The sequence below is a fragment of the Enterococcus sp. DIV0800 genome, assembly GCF_050559735.1.
GTDB classification, from domain to species: Bacteria; Bacillota; Bacilli; order Lactobacillales; family Enterococcaceae; genus Enterococcus_A; species Enterococcus_A devriesei.
This window is the reverse complement of the sequence record NZ_CP187898.1, coordinates 2,352,390-2,376,023: the sequence shown is the minus strand read 5'-3', so window position 1 is coordinate 2,376,023 and position 23,634 is coordinate 2,352,390. Positions and strand designations below refer to the sequence as shown.

22 protein-coding genes are annotated in these 23,634 nt (G+C 42.9%); 17 read left to right on the top strand and 5 right to left on the bottom strand.

Features of this window, described 5'->3' with window-relative positions; translation table 11 throughout:
- The first annotated feature begins 747 nt into the window (after nt 1-747).
- The 7 genes from IGI54_RS11455 (at nt 748) to IGI54_RS11425 (ending at nt 8,316) form a co-directional block, all read left to right on the top strand.
- Nucleotides 748-3,015: a glucosaminidase domain-containing protein gene (locus tag IGI54_RS11455; RefSeq protein ID WP_430620761.1), complete on the top strand. Its 2,268-nt coding sequence runs from the start codon at nt 748-750 to the stop codon at nt 3,013-3,015.
- Nucleotides 2,990-3,601: a signal peptidase I gene (gene lepB, locus IGI54_RS11450; protein WP_430620760.1), complete on the top strand. Its 612-nt coding sequence runs from the start codon at nt 2,990-2,992 to the stop codon at nt 3,599-3,601. The genes IGI54_RS11455 and lepB overlap by 26 nt, the downstream gene beginning before the upstream one ends.
- Nucleotides 3,602-3,685: 84 nt before the next feature.
- Nucleotides 3,686-4,363: a hypothetical protein gene (locus IGI54_RS11445; protein ID WP_430620759.1), complete on the top strand. Its 678-nt coding sequence runs from the start codon at nt 3,686-3,688 to the stop codon at nt 4,361-4,363.
- Between the two features lie 18 nt (nt 4,364-4,381).
- Nucleotides 4,382-5,464: a hypothetical protein gene (locus tag IGI54_RS11440; protein ID WP_430620758.1), complete on the top strand. Its 1,083-nt coding sequence runs from the start codon at nt 4,382-4,384 to the stop codon at nt 5,462-5,464.
- 244 nt (nt 5,465-5,708) lie between these two features.
- A complete protein-coding gene (locus IGI54_RS11435) occupies nt 5,709-6,029 on the top strand; it encodes a DsrE/DsrF/TusD sulfur relay family protein (RefSeq protein WP_071862641.1) in 321 nt (106 codons plus the stop codon).
- Nucleotides 6,030-6,194: 165 nt separating this feature from the next.
- Nucleotides 6,195-6,725 (top strand): helix-turn-helix domain-containing protein, encoded by a 531-nt coding sequence (locus IGI54_RS11430; protein WP_071862642.1) that lies wholly within the window; start codon nt 6,195-6,197, stop codon nt 6,723-6,725.
- A gap of 301 nt (nt 6,726-7,026) precedes the next feature.
- Nucleotides 7,027-8,316, top strand: a complete 1,290-nt coding sequence (locus IGI54_RS11425; RefSeq protein WP_430620757.1) for an L-lactate MFS transporter — start codon at nt 7,027-7,029, stop codon at nt 8,314-8,316.
- A gap of 234 nt (nt 8,317-8,550) precedes the next feature.
- Here the strand turns inward: IGI54_RS11425 and IGI54_RS11420 are convergent, their stop codons facing one another.
- Nucleotides 8,551-10,479, bottom strand: a complete 1,929-nt coding sequence (locus IGI54_RS11420; RefSeq protein WP_430620756.1) for a BglG family transcription antiterminator — start codon at nt 10,477-10,479, stop codon at nt 8,551-8,553.
- A gap of 171 nt (nt 10,480-10,650) precedes the next feature.
- Here IGI54_RS11420 and IGI54_RS11415 point away from each other — a divergent pair, with 171 nt between their 5' ends.
- The 5 genes from IGI54_RS11415 (at nt 10,651) to IGI54_RS11395 (ending at nt 14,807) form a co-directional block, all read left to right on the top strand.
- Entirely contained in the window at nt 10,651-10,965 is a 315-nt protein-coding gene (locus IGI54_RS11415) for a PTS sugar transporter subunit IIB (protein WP_071862645.1), read from the top strand.
- Between the two features lie 28 nt (nt 10,966-10,993).
- Nucleotides 10,994-12,262 carry a PTS sugar transporter subunit IIC gene (locus tag IGI54_RS11410; protein ID WP_216430508.1) on the top strand — a complete coding sequence of 423 codons (1,269 nt, stop codon included), beginning with the start codon at nt 10,994-10,996 and terminating at the stop codon, nt 12,260-12,262.
- 17 nt (nt 12,263-12,279) lie between these two features.
- The gene (locus IGI54_RS11405; protein WP_376716830.1) at nt 12,280-12,621 is read left to right on the top strand and encodes a PTS lactose/cellobiose transporter subunit IIA; all 342 of its coding nucleotides are present in this window, start codon (nt 12,280-12,282) and stop codon (nt 12,619-12,621) included.
- Between the two features lie 156 nt (nt 12,622-12,777).
- Nucleotides 12,778-14,208 (top strand): glycoside hydrolase family 1 protein, encoded by a 1,431-nt coding sequence (locus IGI54_RS11400; protein WP_216430509.1) that lies wholly within the window; start codon nt 12,778-12,780, stop codon nt 14,206-14,208.
- Nucleotides 14,208-14,807, top strand: coding sequence for a YitT family protein (locus IGI54_RS11395; RefSeq protein WP_216430510.1), 600 nt, complete (start codon nt 14,208-14,210; stop codon nt 14,805-14,807). The genes IGI54_RS11400 and IGI54_RS11395 overlap by 1 nt, the downstream gene beginning before the upstream one ends.
- A 43-nt stretch (nt 14,808-14,850) precedes the next feature.
- Here the strand turns inward: IGI54_RS11395 and IGI54_RS11390 are convergent, their stop codons facing one another.
- Nucleotides 14,851-15,390 carry a TetR family transcriptional regulator gene (locus tag IGI54_RS11390; RefSeq protein ID WP_379946118.1) on the bottom strand — a complete coding sequence of 180 codons (540 nt, stop codon included), beginning with the start codon at nt 15,388-15,390 and terminating at the stop codon, nt 14,851-14,853.
- Between the two features lie 103 nt (nt 15,391-15,493).
- Here IGI54_RS11390 and IGI54_RS11385 point away from each other — a divergent pair, with 103 nt between their 5' ends.
- From IGI54_RS11385 to IGI54_RS11365, 5 genes are all read left to right on the top strand, one after another.
- Nucleotides 15,494-16,273 carry an SDR family NAD(P)-dependent oxidoreductase gene (locus IGI54_RS11385; RefSeq protein WP_430620755.1) on the top strand — a complete coding sequence of 260 codons (780 nt, stop codon included), beginning with the start codon at nt 15,494-15,496 and terminating at the stop codon, nt 16,271-16,273.
- Between the two features lie 379 nt (nt 16,274-16,652).
- Nucleotides 16,653-18,173, top strand: a complete 1,521-nt coding sequence (locus tag IGI54_RS11380; protein WP_430620754.1) for a zinc ABC transporter substrate-binding protein AdcA — start codon at nt 16,653-16,655, stop codon at nt 18,171-18,173.
- Nucleotides 18,174-18,190: 17 nt separating this feature from the next.
- Nucleotides 18,191-18,307 (top strand): putative metal homeostasis protein, encoded by a 117-nt coding sequence (locus IGI54_RS11375; protein ID WP_137614031.1) that lies wholly within the window; start codon nt 18,191-18,193, stop codon nt 18,305-18,307.
- Between the two features lie 172 nt (nt 18,308-18,479).
- Nucleotides 18,480-19,517, top strand: a complete 1,038-nt coding sequence (locus IGI54_RS11370) for a YibE/F family protein (RefSeq protein ID WP_430620753.1) — start codon at nt 18,480-18,482, stop codon at nt 19,515-19,517.
- Nucleotides 19,514-20,275 carry a YibE/F family protein gene (locus IGI54_RS11365; RefSeq protein ID WP_430620752.1) on the top strand — a complete coding sequence of 254 codons (762 nt, stop codon included), beginning with the start codon at nt 19,514-19,516 and terminating at the stop codon, nt 20,273-20,275. The genes IGI54_RS11370 and IGI54_RS11365 overlap by 4 nt, the downstream gene beginning before the upstream one ends.
- Nucleotides 20,276-20,560: 285 nt before the next feature.
- Here IGI54_RS11365 and IGI54_RS11360 read toward each other — a convergent pair whose 3' ends face one another.
- From IGI54_RS11360 to IGI54_RS11350, 3 genes are read right to left on the bottom strand one after another with little or no spacing between them, the layout of a single operon-like run.
- Nucleotides 20,561-20,911 carry a DUF1667 domain-containing protein gene (locus IGI54_RS11360; protein ID WP_216430516.1) on the bottom strand — a complete coding sequence of 117 codons (351 nt, stop codon included), beginning with the start codon at nt 20,909-20,911 and terminating at the stop codon, nt 20,561-20,563.
- A 1-nt stretch (nt 20,912) separates the two neighbouring features.
- On the bottom strand, nt 20,913-22,169 hold the full coding sequence (locus IGI54_RS11355) for an NAD(P)/FAD-dependent oxidoreductase (RefSeq protein ID WP_430620751.1): 1,257 nt from the start codon (nt 22,167-22,169) through the stop codon (nt 20,913-20,915).
- A gap of 1 nt (nt 22,170) precedes the next feature.
- Nucleotides 22,171-23,619 (bottom strand): NAD(P)/FAD-dependent oxidoreductase, encoded by a 1,449-nt coding sequence (locus tag IGI54_RS11350; RefSeq protein ID WP_430620750.1) that lies wholly within the window; start codon nt 23,617-23,619, stop codon nt 22,171-22,173.
- Nucleotides 23,620-23,634 lie beyond the last annotated feature (15 nt).

Here is a 23,634-nt window from a genome sequence, read left to right as displayed (position 1 = left end):
GACAAAGTGAGAGACTTTGTCCTCAACTTTTTTTGTTTCGAAATAAATGAAATCACTCGACTTTAATCAAAAACAAAATAGAAAAACAAAAAAAAGAATTCAGCGGTTTTGAAATATTCAATTGATTTTATTTTTTCCGGAAATTTGAGTAGCATCAAATATGATGGCGGATACAACGGTTGATATTACTCATTTTTATTCAAAAATTAAATTTTATATTGAAAAAATGGCTGAGACTTTCCTTATAAATGCGGGTAGAATAATGTTGTAACCAATGCTAGGGCGCTTCGAAAAGTTTTTTTATTAGTAATTTTATGTCTAGCATTAAATGAAGGCAATATTTTATGTTGAAAGGAAATGAATGTATTCGTTGGCGAAAACTATAGCAAATGAAGTTCATAGAAAACAAGCAAGCTAAAATACATAAAAGATCCGGTCATTGTAATTTTACTATTTTCAGCAGAGGAGTGATTGAATGGGGGTTCAATCAAAGCTGTTCTGGGGGAATGCCGTGAATCAGTAAAATAGTGTGACTTAAGCTACTTATTTAAATCTTGTCTGTGATCGGCGTGGTGATGATTGGCATTCGTTGTTTTTTTAGATGTGAATGCATCATTATTGAAGAATGAATCAAGGATGCGGATTACTGACAGCATCCTTGATTTTTTTTACAACGACAATCATTGGTTGCTCCTAAAGTAAAAATTAGTTTACTTGATTTAAAAAGAGAAAGAAGGGGAAATATTTATGAAAAAGATCGTTATGGGGATTTGTGGGTTGATTATGTTTTGCTGGGGAGTGGCAAGCTTACGAAGTGGAGCATTGAAAGCGGATGACTTGCCGCAAGAGCCGGTGATTGAAACAACGGCTCCTGAGAGTTCGACAGTCGTCGAAGAACCTGCTCCGCCAGTGAGTGAGGTACCGCCAGCAGCGCCTGTACCGGAAACGCCTGTCGCACCAGTGACACCGGCAGCGCCAGAGGTTCCCGTAGCAGAGACGCCGGTTGAAGTACCGGCCGCTGGAGTACCAGCTGAGGTTCCTGTTGAAGACTCCACGCCGGAGGTACCCGTTGAAGTGCCAACGACACCGGAAACAGGAGTTCCTGCAGAAACAACGGTGCCGACCGAAAATAGTACAGGAGACTCAACGGCGACCACTAGTTCATCTGACGATAGCTCCAACAGTGGTGGTTCAGCCAGTGACAGCTCCACCAGTCAAGGCTCGACCAGCGATAGCTCGACTAGTCAAAGTTCTAGCGATCAAAGCTCGACGAATCCAACTTCTGATACTGGCACCTCTTCAAGTGCAGGATCAACTTCTGGTGGCACGCTGCCAAGCGATAGCAGTTCTAGTTGGACACAGCCAAGCAGTGCGGCCCCTTCTTCTAGCTATGATGAGCCGAAGCAGTCGACAGTACCAGCCGTACCGCAAGAAACACCGCCTAAGACGAATTCAGTCAGCGCCCAAGCGAGTTCTGCTTTTACACCAGCCGCGCCAGAGGCCTTTTCGCAATCAAGTACTTTGGACCTACCAAGTGAGTTGAAAACGTCGGAAGTTGCACAGTCAGATTTGAAAGGTTTTGAATTGCCGTTGCTATCCAGCTTCAAGGATAAAGCCCATGCGGCCTTGGTTTATGACGGTATAAAAAAATTAGGAACCGAACAAGCGGATAACTTTAGCCCGGAGCAATTAGCCACCGAGCTTTATCATAATCTCTTTGGGATTGAACTTTCTGGTACGCCAGAAAAATTGAAGGAAGAGATCAGCATTGGAAGTTTGTTGTATCAAAAGAAAAAGGAAAAAAATGAATTAGTCGGGATCTATATCGGTGAGGATTACTACTTAACAGTAGGTGATGTCGAAGTCGAGCAAGCAGAAAAAGATACAGAAGTGGCGAAGACCTCCGACGATAAGGAAGCAGCAGGTGATTCAGCTGGAAAGACGAAGCAACGTCAAGTTATTCTGCAACCGATGGATCTAGATGAAGATATTTTAGTACAGCCGTTACCGACGGTTACTTTGACCGAATACGGAAATGAAGTGTTAGCAGAGTATCCGGCTTCAATTAATTTCACTGAAAACGAAGGCGCAAAGAATTTCATTGCTAAGATCGCTGAGGACGCTCGTCAGCTGGGTCAAGAATATGATGTATTCGCTTCGGTGATGATCGCGCAAGCATTGTTAGAAAGTGGTTCAGGAACTAGCAGTCTTTCGTTACCACCAAATCACAATTTGTTTGGCGTGAAGGGCACGTATCAAGGCCAAGCAGTTTCAATGGCAACTCAAGAAGATCGCGGCAATGGGGCTTTGTATTCAATCAATGCAGCCTTTCGTAGATATCCCAACTACGCCGCTTCATTAGGTGATTATGTCCAACTATTGCGTGGCGGGATCAGTGGCAATGCCGGTTATTATCAAAAAACATGGCGTTCTACAGCGAAGAATTATTTACGGACGACCAATGCCTTGACCGGAACATACGCGACCGATATTTCCTATGGTCGTAAGCTGAATTCGATCATCGCGGTTTACAACTTGACTCAGTATGATCGTGTAAAGGTCGATCAAACAGCTGGTGTCTTCATCAAGGGCAAAGAGGAAATTCCAGAAGCGTATCGCTCATTGATGCGTTATCCAGATTACAACGGCGTTAATTACAACACCTCAGGCTCTTATCCTGTCGGGCAATGCACGTGGTATGCCTTTAACCGCGTGAAGCAGTTAGGCAAGAGCGTCGATGATTTCATGGGCAATGGCGGAGAATGGGGAACGAAGGGCAAAGCTTTAGGCTATGAAGTGAGCCGCGAACCAAAGGCCGGCTGGCTGATCTCCTTCAAACCGGGTGTCGCAGGCTCTGATGCACGCTATGGCCACGTGGCCTTTGTTGAAGTGGTCAAACCAGAAGGAATCTTGATCTCAGAAGGAAATGTCTACGGAGGTACAGTTATTTCGTATCGGGTGATCGATGCGAACCTAGCAAAATCCGATCTTGTTACCTACATCAAAGCAAAATAAAGGGGTGCCAGCATTAATGGCAAATATTCGTCCAAGTCAAGGACATACAGATCCGCGGGAAGATAGGAAGACCTTAATTTTGACGGTTCTGATCTTAGTGGCGCTATCTGTATCGATACTATTTGTCATTAATTGGCAATTAAAAAAAAATCTCAGCATTCATACGATTTCAGGAACATCGATGGTGCCGACTTTGACCGAAAAAGACATGGTCATCGTAAAAAAAAGGACGCCGGTTCAACGCTATGATATTGTCGCTTTTTCAGTCGCCAAGGAGGAGGGGATGTTTGTCAAACGTGTGATTGGCTTACCTGGAGACAGCATGTTTGTCCGTAATGGACGGATGGTTCTAAATATCGGCGAACAGGGTGACTTTGAAACCACCAGTAGCTTTCACTTATCACCCACTGTTGCAGAAGAATTTCAAACGTTGAATAAAATTCCTGAAGACGTCTACTTTGTGATTGGCGATCATGTTGAAGTCTCAAAAGATAGTCGAACATTTGGCTTTGTCCAACAAAAGGCAATCGAAGGAACGGTTCAATTTCGTCTTCCGGTCGTTCGCCTAGCGAAGTCGGAAAAATAAGGAAAGAAGGAGAAGAATATGATAATCATTAATTGGATTTGCATAGGACTGATTATTTTAGTCCTCCTTGTGTGGTTTTACCGAATGATCATCAACATTCGCTTACAGGTAGTCAAGCCGCCAAGAAACGCTGATCCTTCTTTTCAGCAGAAATTGGAATATGTCCGGCAGATTGAACAAACAAAACACGTTTCCGCGATGTTGTTCATCATCTTCTTCCTCGCGGTTGGATTGCTGCTGAATACTTACAGTAATTTTAAAGTCCAAGATCAGCTGTATATCGTGAATGAACAAAACAATATTTTAAAAGACGATATCAATCTAATGAAGAAGGAACAGAAAAAGCTCATCAATAAGATTCCAGTCAAAGCCTATCCGGAAGCTGGGGTTGGGTTGCAGGATTATTCATGGGATGAATTGTTTACCGATGAGAGCCGTGAGAAGCAATATGCACTGGAAAGCGATCTATCGAGTAAGCTCAGTCCATATTTTGGATTACCGACGACCTTGATTGTCTTAGATATCCCGACGCAAACGTTGAATATCGCCCTAGCTGGTGATTTAACCAGCGAAGATAATCGTAAGCAGATCATAGAAAATGTGAAAGCTTTTGCCAAGGAAGCGGAGGGGGTGTCTAATCTGACACAGATTACCTTCCAGCTAAATGTTCGCGATGGGGACAAGCAAAAACAGGATTATAGTTGTACTTTCTCTTGTGAGAATGGAGAATCTCAATTTTCAATTGTTCAAGAAGAAGATTAAAGGAAAGTAGGGATAAGAATGGTAGCACAACAAAAAAAGAACGGGTGGTTTTTTAATAAAAATATTATTGATGAGATCAATTCCGTTCCGGAGGAGAAAGTGGAAAAAGAAGAATCTGCAAAAGCGGCACCGACATTAAAGATGGTCGCAGACAATACGATCAGTGACTCGCCAGACAAGCAGGTTGAAGAAATCAAAGAATTGAAACGTTTGATTTTCGAAAAGGAACAGGTCTTGCAGAAGTACAAAAAGGATATGACTGTTCAAAACCAGCAATTAACTAAAGAAAATGAAAATTATCGTCAATCAGTTTTACGAATGGGTGAAGAAAAAGCTCAAAACCGTCGTCAAATCCAAGATTTGGAAGCGGAGATCCAACGGGCACGCCAAGAGATCCAACGCTTAAAAAATTCGCAGGAACTAGAAGAATTGAGACAGCAGTTAGATGAGACCTTAGACGAAAATAAACAATTAAAAGCCTCTGTCGAACATTTAGCCACCGTAGAGCAGGAGTTGGAAGGAATTCACGAAGAACATAAAGCTTTAGTATCTCAGCAAAAAGATGAAGAGGTCCAACGATTGGAGAAGGTTAATCAATTGGAGGAACAAATCGAAGACTTATTAGCTGAAATCAATGAAAAGGAAGAACAATATTCCCATTTGGACCAAGTGATCCTAGAGAAGGATCAAACGATTGAACAGATTCTAGAAGGACAAGGTGGTCAAGCCAATGAGGATCAATTAGAAGAAGTTTCTGAGCTGAAGGAACAATTAGCTTATCTTGAAACAGAGAATGCGGAGCTGAAACAAGAAGCGGTCGCTACTCAACTGGAAATCGGCGAAGTCTTGATTTCCGCTCGGAAGCAAGCGAATCGGATGGTAGAAAAATCAAAAATGGATGCTCATCGGATCATTGAAGAAGCGAAAAAAGAATTAGCGCTAATCAACGAGCAAGCCAAAGAAATCTCGGAAGAAGTCAGTGAATCGCGCCATTCTGTCATGGCCCTGTATGAAGAAATGCAAACTCGAGTAGAGATCCTTGCGCAAGGAAAAATACAAGAAGAAGCAACAAAAAACGAATCCGACGATTCTGAAAACTAAAGACAAATTTTCTTAAAGAGGTGATGGTATTTTGCCGTCACTTCTTTTTGTCCATGAAGAAAGTATAAAATTTTCATATGAATAAAGCGCTTTACAGCAGGCATATTCATCTCCAGCTTCACGAAAACCTTTCTTATGAAAGACAGCATTAGAGTTATTTTCCGTGAAAAAGATTGTAACCCATTTTTGAAGACGCTATACTTTTAAGTACTGAGGAAGTTGCGGAATAAAGGAGGAAATGAAAATGAAGTTAGCGATCATTTTAGAGACAAAGGAACATGAAAAAGCATGGAATGCGTTTCGTTTTGGCGTCGCTGCGTTGAAGAAGGAGCATCAAGTGAAATTTTTCCTGATGGGTGAAGCGGTAGAAGTGGAAAGTATCGAGGACGAACAATATGATGTGCCTTCACAGCTGAAAAAGTTGACAGAAGCTGGCGGTGAATTGTTGGCCTGTGGTACTTGTTTAAAATCGCGACAGTTAGAAGAACAAACGGCTTGTCCAATTTCAACGATGTTTGACTGTGTGGAAATGGTAGAGTGGGCCGATCAGACGGTGACATTTTAATAGAATCAAGAGCTTCAAGTACTGATAAATCGGCTACTTGAAGTTTTTTTTGCAGAAAAAGCACTATGTCAAACACGGCTTGCGTGAAAAAGTGTTAAGCAACGATCGCTTTCTATTATAATTAAGAGAAGGATTCTATCATTAAGGAAAGAGGAGGGAAGGCTCATGATCGCGGATATTTTGAAGGAACAGCGAAAAATCAGAAATCTGACTCAGCAAGAGGTCGCTGAGATTTTCCACGTGACACGCCAAACGGTTTCAAATTGGGAGAATGAAAAAAATTATCCTGATGTTCCCACACTGGTTGCTATCAGTGATTATTTTGAAGTCTCTCTAGATTACTTAATGAAAGGCGATGAGAAGTATATGGCTAAGATGAAGCAGGAAGCGAAGTTGCTGCGGTCGATTCAGGTTGGGTCGGTTCCAACGATCATTGCAGGGACGATGTTGATCTGTTCGCTGATTTTAATGATTGCTTTATTTAAGGGTGGCTCGGTGGTAGATATTTTACCGTATCAATTGATGTTGACGATCGTAACGATTTGGTCCTTTGTGATCCATTTTGGAAATTTGCGCAGTCAAATGAATCGGGTGATTGGCACGAGTGTCAGTATTTTCTTGTTCGCTTCGTTGTTTGTGAATCTCTTTAGTGTCTTGCTCTGTATTCTATCTGCGCTTCAAGTGGTCCATTTTTAAAATCCGTCGGTGCTCCGGTGAAGGAAGTAATAATTACGAATTCTTTTTAAGAAAGAGAGACACGTGAAACGTTTTTTGTTTCACGTGTCTCTGATTTTTGTAAAGAGAAAATTAAAACTAAATTCTTTATTTATCCTAAAGTTTTTATTCGATTACCGTTTAAATTATGTTTGAATTTAAATAATTGGTAGCGTATACTCGTTTTTGCTGGGTCATCAAAAAACTTTTTATGAATATAAATAAAGTATTTTTACTTTTTTAACGGTTTTGAATACTTGAATGAAAATTAGGAGGAAAGAGGATGCGAGGAGAAAAGAATAGGTGGCTGATCGCCTTATCAGGAGTGGCAATCCATCTATCGATCGGTTCGGCTTATGCTTGGAGCGTATTTAAGGAGCCGATTCAAGAGTTGACTGGTTGGGACAAATCAGCGGTCTCTTTTGCGTTTAGTTTAGCAATTTTTTGTTTAGGAACATCCGCGGCCTTCATGGGGAAATTTGTCGAAAAATTTGGTCCGAGAAAAACTGGGACAGTTGCGTCAATCTTATTTGGTTTCGGAATCATCTCAACGGGCTTTGCAGTGACGAGCCACTCGTTGCCGCTGTTGTACCTGACCTATGGGATTATCGGTGGGATCGGATTGGGTGCGGGCTATGTCACACCCGTATCCACGATGATTCGCTGGTTTCCTGATCGGAAAGGGTTGGCGGCGGGGCTAGCTATTATGGGTTTTGGTTTTGCCTCTATAATTACCGGACCGATCGCGCAGCAGTTGATGGTTCATGTGGGCGTTTCGAAAACTTTTTATATTTTAGGGGTAGCCTACTTTATCGTGATGTTTTCGGCTTCCCGCTATTTGGAAAAACCACCAGTTGGCTGGACGCCAAAAGGTTTTGAAGTTCCAGATTCAAAAATGGAATCAAAAATACCCTTTCGCGGAGTACAATTGACCGCGAATCAAGCAATTAAAACTAAATCTTTTTGGCTATTATGGTTTATGCTCTTTCTGAATATTACGTGTGGAATCTCGCTGGTGTCTGAAGCCTCACCGATGGCCCAAGAAATCACCGGGATGTCTGCTAATGTTGCAGCTACGATGGTGGGTGTGATGGGTGTCTTTAACGGCTGTGGGCGATTAATTTGGGCTTTGATCTCTGACAGAATCGGTCGAAAAAATGTGTTTACGATCTTATTCGTCATTGATATCGTGGTGCTTTTGAGCCTATCGTTGATAAAGACGCCGTTAGTGTTTGTCGCGTTGATTTGTTTATTGATGACCTGCTATGGGGCTGGCTTTTCCATTGTCCCAGCTTATATTGGCGATGTCTTCGGCTCAAGAGAGGTTGGGGCAATCCACGGCTATATTTTAACTGCTTGGGCTGCAGCAGGAATGTTTGGACCAGTTTTCTTAGGCAAAGTCACGGAGCTGTTCCATTCTTATACTGGAGTGCTGCGAATTTTTGCGGTACTGGCTTTGATTGGTTTGATAGCATCACTAGTGATCCGAGGGGCGATCAAGACTTTGAGTAAAACAAATCAAAACAATCAGCCGCCGATGAGCCCCAATCGTGATAATCCGAAACGAGTATAATAAATTGAAAAGAGGCTGTGACAGTCGTGTTCAGCTTCAAGAGCCAAGTAGGGGCTGTTCCATATCCGTTCTGATGGAGCAATCGCTGTGTCTCACAGCAATAAGTTGGATAATCGGGGAATAGCTTCTCATATTTTGGAGATTATGCGGCTTATTTCCGAAGAAGATACGCCTGAAACGCCGTTTATTCGGATAAAGGAGGTGTGACAAGAGTTTTGTCACACCTCCTTTTTTTTAATATCCGCGTCTGCTTTTTTTATAAATAAAGGAACGGAAGGCTTCAAAATTTTTGATCCCTTTGATTTCTTGATAGCTGGAGGCTGAATCGAATAGAGAGATCAGAGCCTCATAGATATCTGTAAAGAGCCGGCGATCAATATCATTAATAGCGGCTAGCAAGACGACATGGACTTTTTTATCACCCCACAAGATGCCTCTTTCTGAGATCGCCACACTGATAACAGTCTGATGAGCATCCATATAGACCGAATGGGGGATCGCAACGGCTTCAAAGGCGGTAGAAGACGCTCGCTCCCGTTCTAAAACATGTTGAGCAAAGGTCTCTGGTACGATCCTTTCTTTTTCTAAAACTTGGCACATATCGTTGATGACGGCTTCGGCTTGGTCGGCTTTCAACTGACTAGTGAAAAAGCGCTGATCAAAATAATCGTCAAAGTTTTTCCGTAGAATGCTCTTTTTCCGATCCAAGCGAATGTCTCCTAGCTCGGTAATCAGCAGCACTCGCTGTTCTTCCGTAAAAATTGGTGAGACCTCGATCGTTAAGAAATCATTCGTTGTGGGAACCGGCAGTGTTGTAATCAATAGCTCAAAATCCAAGTCTGCGGCTTCCGAAAACTTTGAAATGACCGTCTGGATATTCAAATCGTTGCCAAAATGTTGAGTCAACTGCTCATACAGGCGCTCATCGAGGTTCATGTACTTTGGACACAGCAGAACGGTGGGGATTTTTGATAGGTTTCTTTTTTGGCCTTCCAATTCTGAGCCGATATGCAACGCGATGTAGGCTGTCTCATCTTCACTGATGGAAATATCAAACAGCGCGCTTAAACGTAAAGAAAGATAGACCGCGATGTCATAAACCATCGGAAATTCTTTTTTTAGCGAGCTTAACATCGGATTTTTCAAGGAAGTCTTTTGTTTCGCGCGGGAAAATAGGCCGCTGATATGTAACGAAAAGGGAACAATGAAGCTTTCACTCATGAGATTGATACCAAAGGTTTGCCGTGCGTCTTCCAAGATAGCGTCTACCGCATGAGAAATCTCGTTGCCGACGATCTGCTCCAACTCTTTCAAATTATTAGAGGGAATATAATTGGCGTTGGCTTGGAAGATCATATGGATTTCTTCCTTTTCCAAACTGTTTAAGGTTAAATCAAAGGCGATTTCAATTTGGCGAATCATTTCCGTGACTAATTTAGCTTTGTCTTCTCTTAGCCACGAGCTGAACCAATTACGGCTAGCTAAGGATTTATCATTGCGGACTGATTCCAATAGAATTAGCAAATGGAGCATCAAATTCACAAAGGAAAAATCATTCAAATGGTAGTTGGATTCATGCAAAATCGTATGAATGATCTCTGAAAGCTTCTCGATATCCGCCTTCTCAAAGGTCGCTTCTAAAATTTGTTTGTCGATAAATTTATTGGGTACCTCTTCAAAGATAATATACGAGATCAGCCGCCGCTTTTCTTTCTCCTCCCCTGATATTTGGATTTCATCTTGCTTCAGAATAAATTTTACATGGTATTTTTCGTACGCCTTATTCATGCGAGATAGATCGGCTTTCAAGGTGGAAAAACTGACAAACAATTCCTCCGATAGATCGAAAATATTGAGGTGCTGATTTTCCATCAGGATTTTTTTAATAATATAGAAGGAACGTTCCTTAAAGGTTTGCGGCAAGACGGAAGGGTCTTTTGGCTCCTGCAATAATTTCTCGGCCTCATCACGGATGACTTGATAGCCGCTCTTGGAAGAGGCGATCACTGGTGCTGCCCCTAATCTGTTCAGTTCATAAATATAGTTTTTTACTGTCCGGACCGAAACATTCATTTTTTCCGACAGTCTGCTTGAAGAGAGGGGAGCATCTTGCTGCAGCAATAGATTTAGCAGATCTTTTTGTTTCTCTTTCAATAGCCTCACCTCTTCAAATCTGTTTTTCTTTATTATAACGTGAAAGCGTTCTTAAAAAAATAGGTATTTGCACCACCTGCGTGCAACAGTCTAGTTGAGAGGAAAATGGAAAATTCGCAATAATAAGAGTGTAAAAGAGATCAGCACAGACGCAAAAAACATATTTAGGAGGAATTAATAATGGAAACAGTCAATATTTTATTATGTTGTGGTGCCGGGATGTCTAGTGGATTTTTAGCCCAAAAAACTCGAAAGGCCGCAAAAAAAAGAAAAATCTCTGGCTCGATTGATGCCCGTAGTGAAAGTGAAGTGGCTTCGTATTTAGATTCCATCGACATCTTGCTTTTAGGCCCGCATTACGCGTCATTCAAAGAAGAGATGGCGGAACAAGCAGCACCGCACAACGTGGTAGTAGATGTGATCCCGCAAGATATTTACGGCATGTTAGATGGCGAAGGATTGTTGGACTTTGCTATTAGTAAATTAGAAAAATAAAACATATTGAACAAGGAGGAAGAGCAAGATGAAAAAATTTATGGATTGGTTGGCAAACTCCTTTGCGCCTAAAGCAAAGAAATTGACGCAAATGCCTTCCGTTGCTGGACTATCCAGTGCCATGCAGAAGTTGATTCCATTCATTATGACCGGTTCGATCGTCTTCTTTTATAACGTGTTCCGTTCATACATTCCACAATTACCGGATTTAGGCAATATTTCAAATTATTCCTTTGGCATGATCGGGTTGATCGCCGCCTTCATGGTGGCGAACCAATACATGGAAAAATTCAAACATCAAAATTACAGCATCACTGCTGGAATTGTTTCGGTCTGTGTCTTAATGATGACCTTACATCCAGTTGGCGCAGAAGAAGGCGTCTTCGATATGGGTCGGGTCGGGCCGACTGGGATTTTGATTGGGGTTATCGTTGGGGCGATCGTCAGTGTGATCTTCCATAATTTCAGCAAACTGCACCTGTTGCAAAATTCCGAATTACCGGATTTTGTGATTGAGTGGATCAACAATATCATCCCAATTTTCTTGAGTTTAGCATTATGGTCCACTTTGATCTTCAGTTTCAAGATTGATGTCTTCGAAGTGATCATCAACTTGTTTGAACCGATTCAAAACTTTGGTCAATCCTTACCAGGTCTGATTTTACTGGTTTTGATTCCAGCTTTCTTCTATTCAATGGGTATCTCTACTTGGCTGTGGTCAGCCATTCAGAACCCGATTTTTATCGCCGGAATCGCGGCGAATGCCTTAGCTCTTAAGGGCGGCGATACAGGGATGAACATCGTGACGAATGAAACAGTCTATAGCTTAGGTTTGATCATGATGGGTGGTACGGGAGCGACACTGACGCTGAATTTATTGATGTGCTTCTCGAAAGCGAAAAAATTAAAAACCTTAGGTCGAATCTGTATCGGTCCTTCAATCTTCAATATTAATGAGCCGATCGTCTTCAGCGCACCAGTCGTAATGAATCCCATCTTGATGATGCCCATGTGGATCAATTCCATTACCGGAAGTTGTGTCGTTTGGTTCGCGATGCGAGGCGGCCTGTTGAATATTCCGCAAGATTTGATGCAAGTAGCTCAGATCCCAGCACCGATCTCCAGTGTCATGATCTTACAGGATTTCCGTGCGGTACTGTGGTATGCCTTATTATTTGCGCTGTATCTAGTTACTTGGTACCCATTCTTCAAAGTTTATGAAAAAGAAGTCTTAGCGGAAGAAGTCAAAGAAGAAAAAAACGGTGAAGAATTCGCCGCTCCAGTCGAAGCAATCTAAAAAACGAGGTGTAAAAAATGATGGAAGAAACAGAAGTGCTAGAAGAAAATGAATTGATCCCAGTATCGATGCAGATCATCCTGCATGCAGGTAATGGTCGGACGAAAGCTCAAGAGGCAATCCAATTTGCAAAGCTAAAGGATTTTGAATCGGCGCGGGCAGCATTAAAAGAAGCTAAAGACAATATCGTTTTAGCCCACCGTTCGCAAACCGAAGTGATCCAAAATGAAGCGGCAGGAAAAAGTTATCAGCCCTGTTTGCTCTTTACCCATGCGCAAGATCATTTGATGACCATTACTAGTGAAGTCAATATGACGCGAGATTTGGTGGATCTATTTGAACTAGCATTAAGTAAATAAGTACCTAGCATAAAATTAGTAAAACCTGAAGCAGTCCGTTATTGACTCATCCTTCAGTTTTAAATAAAAGATGAGGACGCCGGTTCCACATTCTAGGATCCGTCCAGTGGAACGGCAAGACTCATTGAACGAAATGATAAACGAGGAGCGAGAGATATGAACAATGCATTTCCAAAAGACTTCCTGTGGGGAGCAGCAACGAGCGCCTATCAAGTCGAAGGCGCAGCACAAGAGGATGGGAAAGGACTATCCCAACAAGACATCATCAATTCTGAACGACACGAAAAATTCGGCTTTGCCGACGCCAGTGTTGCCAGCGATCATTACCATAAATACAAAGAAGACATTGCTTTATTCAAAGAAATGGGTTTTACGAGTTATCGTTTTTCAATTGCGTGGTCACGGATCTTCCCCAATGGCGACGATGTGGTCAACGAAGCGGGAATTCAATTTTACCGTGATTTGATCAACGAATTGAAAGCCAACGACATCGAACCAATCCCGACATTGTATCACTATGATTTACCATGGCCGTTAGTCGAAAAATATGGCGGCTGGCTATCACGAGAAGTAGTCAAGGATTTTGAAGTCTTTGCAAAATATGTCATCAATGAATTTAAAGACGATATCAAATACTGGATCACGATCAATGAACAAAGTATCATCGTGCAGTATTGGACACAAAAGTGTTATGTACTACCGGAATATCAAGACGACAATCAATTACGTTATCAAATCAATCACCATATGAATCTAGCGCAAGCCGTTGCGGTAAAACTTGCTCATGAAGCTGGTGCATTAGCGGGTCCAGCTTTAGGCTACGCGCCTGTTTATGCCCGCACCTGTAAGCCAGAAGACCAGCTAGCGGCCTTAAATGCCAATGATCTGCGGAATGCCTATTACCTAGATGTTTACTTTCGCGGCTACTACAATGTTGCAGCCTTAACGTATTTACAAAAAGCCGGTTTAGCCCCGAAAATGGAAGCCGGGGACGAAGAATTTTTCGCGGAAAATTTGTCTGACTTCTTTGCGATCAATTATTACGACAGCCAATGTGCCCACGCTTGCCCAGAAGGCGAGGAACGGCGCTGGTCCGGCTACAATATCTCAGGGAAGAAAGGCGATATGTCTGGCTTTGAGACTCATCCCGGTTTTTATCAAATGTGTGCAAATCCAGAGCTTAGAACAACGGATTGGGATTGGGCGATTGATCCGATCGGCTTGGAATATGTTTATCGTGATCTGTATACGCGCTACCGCGTGCCATTTATGATTACTGAAAATGGTTTAGGCGCCTATGATGAGCTGACACCAGACGGGAAAGTCCATGATGATTATCGGATCGACTATCTTCGTGAACATATCCAAGCAACGAAACGAGCGATGGATCTAGGGGTTGAAGTTGTCGGCTATATGCCTTGGTCAGCGATTGATTTATTGTCCACGAGTAACGGCTACAAAAAACGCTATGGCCTAGTCTATATCGATCGTACCGATGATGACGTGAAGGAGTGTAAACGAATCCGCAAAGATTCTTTTTATTGGTATAAAGACGTGATCGCTTCAAACGGCACCAAATTGGATTGATGAAGATGATCTTAAAAAATCTGATTTCTGTTTTAGGTTCGGCTTTAGTAGGTGTCGGCGTTGGACTTTGCGTCGTCACCGGCTTAGGCGCCGATGCGCTAGGTGTTTTATGGGAAGGACTGACACAGCATTTACCGCTGACAGTCGGTCAAGCTTCCCTCGTTGTTACTGGTACGTGTCTTGTGATCGTGGCATTGATTGATAAAAAAGAACTGGGCTTAGCAACCCTGTTAAATCCTTTAGCCACTAGTCTTTTGACCGATCTGATTATCAAACATGTCGCACTTGAAGGACCGACCTTTTTGAAACTGCTGATCGTCATAGTAGGAATTTCTTTTATTGGAATCGGCTCAGGGATCGCGGCGGCGACGAATGCCGGTAAAGAAAGCTATATCGCTTTGAGCTTTGCATTAAGCAAACGGTTATCCCAAGATTTAGCCAAAGTCCGCATGAGCCTCGATTGTATTTGTTTTCTGACGGGGATGATCTTAGGGGGAAAATTTATGATTGGTCCGATCGTTGGTGTGTTGTTGATCGGTCCGCTGTTGAAAGCCACGAGTCAGTATTGTGGGAAAAAGATGCAGCCATTGTTAGGGTGAGAAAAAGCGATTAAAATCGAAAAGATTTTAATCGCTTTTTGTGTTACTCAAAATTTTTTTTCATCAAGGCCCAAACGAGTTCAAACTGCTGCTGAAAATGTTCATCCCAGCGGATCGCATAGGCGGGCGCTGAAAAATACATAAAAGATAATAGAATTCCAATCGTAAATTCTTCATCCTTACCAGTGGCGGTCATGAAGCTTTCACCTAGGTCGCGAGCGTGTCTTTGATAGGCGGCAGGGTCTTGTTCGATGTAGGTCGTATAGACCGAAAACATCTCAGGATTCTGCTGCTTCGCTTGACGTTTTCCATCTGCCAACGCCCACAGCCAGTCGTGAGCAATGGTTGAAACGTCCTCATAGGAAGAAGTGTCAAAGGGGAAAATCGCAATCAGCTGCTGGTCCAGCCATTCCATCGCTAATTCAGTCCAGAGGGTCTTTTTATTGGGGAAATATTTATAGAGAGCGGCATGACTGACGCCTAACGCGCCACCGACATCCTTCAACGATATTTTAATGTTTTGTTTTTGTTCAACTAAGTCGAACGCGGTTTGTAAGATTAATTCTTTTGATAGATTAGCCATGAATTGATTTTAGCAGAAGTTACATTAATTGACAAATGTAACTTATCGTTTTATAGTGACTTCGTAAGTTACAAAATCAAAAAAATGTAAATGAGGAATTCAAATGAAATTAGAAAATAATACCGTGCTTATTACCGGAGGAACTTCAGGACTGGGTCTAGGCTTAGCCCAAGCCCTGTTAAAGCATAATACCGTGATCGTTACTTCTCGCCGCCCGGCGGTGATTGAGCAAGTAACAGCTGAAAATCCCGGGATGATCGGCTATCCAGTCGATGTTAGCGACTTAGCTAGTGTTGAGCGTTTAAAAGAGACGATCCTAAAACAAAATCCGACACTAAATATGGTGATTAATTCGGCTGGGATCATGCAAGGCGTAAATTTTTTTGACGCAACTGCTCCTTTGTCGAAAGAAATCGAAACCAATTTGATTGGAACGATCAATATCGATAAAGTTTTTCTACCATTGTTGGCGCAGCAGCCCGAAGCGACATTGGTGAATATTACTTCAGGATTGGCTTATGTGGCGAGTACGGCCCATCCGATTTATTCCGCTAGTAAAGCTGGAGTTGGCGCATTGACCGAAGCGATTCGCGGCCAAGCCAGTTATTTTGGACATGAAAAGTTGCATATTATCCAAGTTGCACCACCCTTAGTCTCGGAGACCAATTTGAATCCAACGATGCATGAAAATGGCGAAAAGAATCCGGTGAATATGAAACTAACGGATTTTGTTGCAGCGGTGGTCAAAGGAATCGAAAAAGATAAACCAATTATTAATCCCGGCCCTAGTAAATTATTGAATATCATTGGTCGATTCGCCCCAATGGCGTTACGCCTGCGGGCGATGAAAGGTTCAATGATGACCGAATTCGGAAAAAAATAAATTGATGTTGTGAAGCTCTTGAGATCAGAAAATCTTGAGGGCTTTTTTAGCGTTAAGATCGATGTTAGAAGCAGAATGACCAATGCTAAAAATGAAGCAGCATTCACATGAATGAAATTTCATGTTATTTTATCTTGACACCTTTTTTCGGGAATGATAAAGTATCGTTGTTGAAACGTAAACATTACGATTTGTGTATCGCAAATAGGAACGTAAAATTGGGCTTGTATCTCTATTTTGATTTGGGATATTTCATATGTGTAGGATCGTTGAGGGATCATTTTATGTTCGTCTAACGATTCGTTGTAATTTTTAATTGTGAAGTCGGTTTGGTAAATGAAAATCAGCGGTAAAAATAGTTTTAAGAAAGAGGTTTGGAATGAAAAAGATAGGGTTAATTTTTATTAGTATATGTGTGTTGATCGGTCTGGTGGGGTGCAAAGAGAACAATCAAGCGGCGACCAAAAGCAAAAATGATAAGTTGCAAATCGTTGCGACCTTTTATCCGGTGTATGATTTTACCAAAAATATCGTGGGTGATGAGGCGGAGGTCTCCTTATTGATGCCAGCTGGAACGGAGCCTCATGATTACGAGCCTTCTGCTAGGGATTTGGCGAAGATCACGGATGCCGATGCATTTGTTTATCATAATGAAAATATGGAGATGTGGGTACCTAAAGCGATCAAATCGTGGAAAAAAGGCTCACCAAATATTGTTGAAGGCACAAAAGGAATGCTGCTATTGCCAGGCGGTGAAGAAGAGCACGATCACAGTCATGAAGAGGGGCATCACCATGAGTTGGACCCCCATACTTGGGTCTCGCCGTATCGAGCGATCAAAGAAGTGACATCGATCAAAGAACAATTGAGTGCCCTTTATCCAGAAAAAAAGGCCGTCTTTGAAGCCAATGCAAAAAAATATTTAGCAAAGCTTGAGGCCTTGGATAAAAGCTATACAACGACTTTGCAAGCGGCGAAGCAAAAGAATTTTGTTACCCAGCATACCGCCTTTAGTTATTTGGCGCTGGATTATGGCTTGAATCAAGTCGGGATCTCTGGGATCAATCCGGATCAAGAACCGGACCCTTCACGAATCGCGGAATTAAAACACTATGTGGAAGAAAATCAAATCCGCTATATTTATTCAGAGAACAACAATCAAGGCAAAGTGGCTCAAACTTTGGCGGACGAGACAAAGGTAAAACTTGCCGTCCTAAATCCGTTAGAAAGCCTGACTAAAAAGCAGCTAGCTGCCGGCGAAAATTATTTGTCGATCATGGAGCAAAATCTGGCGGCTTTAGAGAAAACCACTAGCGTCGCCGGAAAAGCGATTCAACCGGAGCATGCAGCAAAACCGGAAGAAACGATCTATCACGGCTATTTCAAGGATTCACAAGTGAAGGCCCGTCCATTGTCAGATTTTAATGGGAAGTGGCAATCGGTCTATCCACTTTTGGAAAAAGGTGACTTGGATCAAGTATTCGATTATAAAGCTAAATTGACTAACGACAAGACTGCGGCAGAATACAAAGAATATTACGAAACAGGCTATCAAACGGACGTTGATCAAATCACGATCAAAGACGATCAGATTGATTTTATAGTGGCTGGTCAGCATCATAAATATAAATATGAAGCGATCGGTTATAAAATTTTAAACTATGCTAAAGGCAACCGTGGGGTGCGCTTCACCTTTGAGACGAAAGATCCCGCTGCGGGTAAGTATAAATATGTTCAGTTCAGTGATCATGGGATTGCACCAGGTAAATCATCACACTTCCATATTTATGTTGGAGGCGAGAGCCAGGCTGCCCTATATGAAGAATTAGACAACTGGCCGACCTATTATCCGCAGTCTATGAGTGGTCAGACGATCGCGCAAGAAATGCTGGCCCATTAAACAAGGAGGTGAGCGACTTGGAAAAAACGGATCTGGCGAGTGCCTATCGCCGTTTAAAAAGTCCCAATATCAAAACCCGTAAACGTGCCTTAAAAATCATCAAGGCCGTGAAACGTGGACAACTAAAGAAATAAAAATTCCGGAGCTGCGCAAGGTCAAAGTGTGGCTCCTTTTTGTGGCTTACTTGGAAGGAAGCTGCGTATTCAAAGAATTAACTAAAATTGGACCAATCAGCTTTATCCATTCGCTTCTGCTTATTCACAAATGCTAGAATGAAGAAAGTAGCTATATTTAAGGAGGTCTGCCATGAAGAAAAAGCTGGTATATGTGATGGTATTTGCTGGAATCATTCTGCTTGGCTTAGTGATTCAGGCTAAGAGCAGTCTGTTTTATCCGGAAGCAGTCATAAAAGTGGAACAGGTGACTCATGAGGGAAATAAACAAACCCTTTCTGGAACGCTGCTGAATCGTAGCGGACAGGCGACACTAGAGACGGACTATCATGAAAATGAAGGCGTGCATCCTTTGTATCGCCCAGGTGAGCAACTGATTATTCGAAAGCTTGGCAGCCAGTGGCAAGTGCTTTCGTTAAAACGTGATGGCTATGTATTTATGTTGCTGGCTTTATTCGTTTGGTTGGTGCTGTTGATCAGCGGCAAGGGCGGGATTTCCGCTTTGCTTGGCTTAGCGTTGAATAGTTTTTTATTGGTGGGCTTTTTGTGGCTGCATCAGGCGAGTCAATGGTCGCTGCTAGGATTAATGAGCGTCTATACGGTGGTGGCGGTTATTGTAGCGATGGGGACATCCTATGGCTTTAGAAATTTAGATGTACGGAAACTTTTAGGCACCTTGCTGAGTGTTTTTCTCGCTTTTTTTATTTGTGTAGTGGCGATGCATTGGTTGAAGGACGATGGCTTGCGCTATGAAGAGCTGCAGTTTATCACGCGGCCGTATCGTTCGGTTTTCTTAGGGGGCTTATTGATTGGTGCGATCGGCGCCAGCATGGATAACGTGGTGACGATTATTTCCAGCCTAGACGAGATCAGAGAAAAAAATCCCCAACTGCCTTTGAAACAGCTGATGCATTCAGGTCAGCAGATTGCTCAGGATACAGCCTCATCCATGATCAATGTCTTGATGTTCGCGTATCTCAGTGGAGCGATTCCGGCGTTTGTTTTTTATATTGCCAATGGCTGGAATTTTGCGGATGTCATGGGAATGCACTTATCGCTAGAAATTTTGCGCACATTGTGTGGCGGCTTTGCGATCGTTTTATCAGTACCGCTGGCATTAGCGGCCTTTGGTGTGACTGAAGGGATTCAGGAGAGGAGGCCGACTAAATGAATGTGCTGATCGCTCTTACGTTACTGTTAGTGGGCTTAGTGGTACTCATTTTTAAAAGAAGCTCGATCTATATGATCACTGGCACCTTCGCGAATTTCTGCTTGTTCCTTTTGCTGTTGTTTCTGTTGAGTCGAAATGTTCCGGTGTATCCAGTAACTTTTTTGATTTTTCTTGGAGTGACGCTGGTGACCTTGTTCTACATCAATGACGTCAATCAAAAAACCAAAGCCGCTTTTCTCTGTGTACTGTTTTTCTTGCTTGTTTTTACGCTGGTCTCCCAGCCTTTTATTCAGTTATTGCAGGTTCATGGCTTCGCCCTTGAAGAATTGGACGAATTGCAGATGATGGATTTGTCGGTCGACGTGCCTTTTTCAGCGTTAAATCGTTCGATCATTTTAATGAGTTTTTCTGGAGCGGTGATCGATAGTAGCATGGCGGTCAGCAGCTCGACGTATGAAATTTTTTCCCAGACGGCGGATCTAACCTTTAAGGAATTGTGGCGTTCTAGTATGAAGGTAGTGCAAGCAATCTTGAGTTCGACAATCAATACCTTGCTTTTTGCGTTTATGGGATCAAGTCTGGCACTGATCATTTGGATTCAGGATTTAAATTATTCCTTTTTGGAAGTGATCAACTCCAAAGCCTTCGTGGGGGAATTACTGATCAGTATTTTGACAAGCAGTGCCGCGGTGATCATTTTACCGCTAACGGCGCTTGCTGCCAGTTATTTCTTTTATAACCGCTATTTTCTAAAATAATCGAAAAAACTCGCTTAGACGTAGCAAGAAAAGACGTCTAAGCGAGTTTTTGTTAACTATGAAGAAAGTATAAAATTTTCAAATGAATAAATCGCTTTACAGCAGGCATATTCATGTCCGGCTTCACGAACTAGCTTTATCGGCAATAAGCAAAACGATTTCGAAATTTGAGAAGCACCAAGTAGGAACTGTTCAACATCAAAGTTAAAACTTTGTGTTTCTCAGTCATTTATCAATAGTTTGGTCTTATTACTCAAAAGCTGAGCGAGTTCGCGAAAGCCTTTCTTATGCCAGATTACTAGTAGCGACTAGATCGACTCCAGTATCCAGTAGATTTTCTACTACGACATCGCCGATCGAGACCGGGGCTTGTAAACGAACGCGGTTAATGACCCTCATGGCGTCTTTGACCGAACCTTTTGGAATACCGTCCGCGGTTTTGACCGAACAGCGGGCCGATTTTACTCCTGTGTTGACGACGACCGTGGAAGTCACGACCCGGATTGGATTCGTCGCTTCGGCTTTGCCATATTTCACGCCTTTATTGCAGTTGTTGCCGCTGACTTGGTACTCATTTTCTTCGTCGACGCTTAGGTGACAGCCTTTGGGGCACATAATACAAATAAATTTTTTCATGTTAGTTAACCTCCTGAACAGAGATTTCAATTTCATTGTTGTTGATCTTATCAATCACTTTTTTAGAGACATTGATTTTTTCTAGTTCACCTGGAACAAGGTAGCTTTTTTTCTTTTGCGCTAAGATTTCACCGTGGGAACTGATGGTGATCTGACAGTCGTCAAACACTTGATTGACTCTGAAAAACATTTCGACTTTGCGGTCGACATTTTCTTCCCGAATTTTTTGTGGCACAACATAAGAAACATGTTCGCCGTTTTTAACGATCAAGCTATTGTCGTCTTCTTTTTTAGGTTGGAGAATGTACTGAGCTGCGGCGGTTCCGGCCCGTTCGCTTTCCGCTGTCACAAAATCGACGAGATCATGGACGTGAACCACATTGCCGCAAGCAAAAATCCCCGGTACTTGCGTCTCCATATTTTCATATACGACCGCACCATGAGTCCGATTATCCAACGGAATACCTGCACCGCGACTCAATTCATTTTCAGGGATCAGTCCCACTGATAATAAAATCGTGTCGCATTCAAAGGTTTGCTCGGTTCCCGGAATCGGTTGTCGGTTTTCATCTACTTCAGAGACAACGACTGCTTCAACCCGGCTTTTTCCCCGAACATCGGTAATAGTATGAGAGAGCAGTAACGGGATATCGTAATCTTCTAAGCATTGCACGATATTTCGAGTCAAGCCGCCGGAATAAGGCATCACTTCCACACACGCTAAAACTTCTGCGCCTTCTAAGGTCATGCGGCGAGCCATGATTAATCCAATATCGCCAGAGCCTAAAATGATCACTTTTTTTCCGACCATGTAGCCTTCCATATTGACATAGCGTTGGGCAGTGCCGGCGGTATAAACCCCGGCCGGACGACTGCCGGGAATGCCGATGGCACCACGCGTCCGTTCGCGACAGCCCATCGCCAAAACGATGGCTTTACTTTGCAAGATTTGATAACCTTGCTCCTGATTGACGATGTGGACATTTTTGTCTTCCGTGACTTCCAGTACCATCGTATCAAGGCAAACTTGGATCGACGTATCTTGCAGCATATCGATGAAACGCTGAGCGTATTCCGGTCCAGTCAATTCGGTTTTAAAATAGGTCAGGCCAAAGCCGTTGTGGATACACTGATTTAAAATACCGCCTAATTGATGATCCCGTTCAATGATCAAAATGTCTTTCACACCTTGCTTATAGGCTGCTAAAGCCGCGGCTAAACCAGCGGGCCCACCACCGATAACAATCAATTCATGCATTTTAAAACCCTCCCTTCGTAACTTCGACTAAAATCCTGCTGTCCGCTCGATCCTGTAAAATTTCTAACGGCGACAGGTCTAGCTCATCGGCTAAAATCTCCAAAACACGCGGTCCGCAGAAGCCGCCTTGGCAGCGACCCATGCCTGCGTGGCAACGACGCTTGATGCCGTCTAATGAAGTAGGCTTAATAGGGGAATGAGCGGCGTCTCGAATCTCACCTTCAGTAATGGTCTCACAACGGCAGATCACATGACCATAGGCTGGGTCTTGTTTGATTAATTGATTCTTTCCGTCGATATCTAACTCACGAAAAACGATTCGTTCACGAGTATCAATGAAATCATCCTTCAACGAAAACTTTTGCTGTAAGGATTGTTCCAATAATTCGACTCCGTAAATTGCGATCGCGGGGGCAGAGCTTAAGCCTGGTGATTTGATCCCGGCTAAATCGATAAAGCCTGGTGCTGCTTCTTGAATGACAAAATCGTCAATTGTACTATTAGCCCGTACGCCGGAAAAATTCCGGATCGACTGGCGGAGATTCAGTTCTGGCACGGATTTCCTTGCCAGCTCACCGACTTGTTTTAAGCCGTCTGCGGTATTGCCGGTATCGTTGCCGCTGTCTAGGTCAGTTTTTAATACGGCTTCAGAATTCGGGCCGACAATCAAATTTCCATGGACCGTTGGACTGATCAGCACCCCTTTACCGATGCTGGAAGGGCATTGAAAGATGACGTGATGTACGACTGTGCCTTCTGAGCGATCCAATAAATAATATTCTCCCCGCTTGGGAGTAATCTCAAAATTAGGTTCAGCGATCAGGTTGTGGATATCATCTGAATGGACGCCAGCGGCATTGAAAATCGCTTTGGTTTGATAGACCGATTGATTGGTCGTGATTTGATAACCTTCCGGGATTTTTTCGATAGCGGTCACGCGATTATTTAGTGTTAGCTGCACACCATTTTTAATGGCGGTTTCAGTTAATGCCAAACAAAGTTCCCACGGATTGACAATCCCTGCAGATGGTGCGTAAAGCGCCCCTAAGGCGTGTTCTGAAAGATTCGGTTCTTTTTCTAACAGTTCTTTTTGGTATAGTAGTTCCATGTCTGGGACGCCATTTTCAATTCCTCGTTGATAAAGGTCTTTAAGCAACAGCAATTCCTCTTCAGAAAAAGCAACGACCAAGGAACCAACGGGATCATAATGGACGGAAAGTTTTCGACACAACTCCTTTGTGCGTTCGACGCCTTCAACATTCAGCTTGGCCATCAATGAGCCGGGTTCTGGATCAAAGCCAGCGTGGATAATGGCGCTGTTGGCCTTTGTTTGCCCTAAGCTGACATCATTTTCCGCCTCTAAAACCAATGTATTCAGTTGATACTTGCTTAATTCATAAGCGGTCGCCGCACCGACGATCCCGCAGCCAATGATAGTGATATCGTACATCGTTATTCCTCCTAG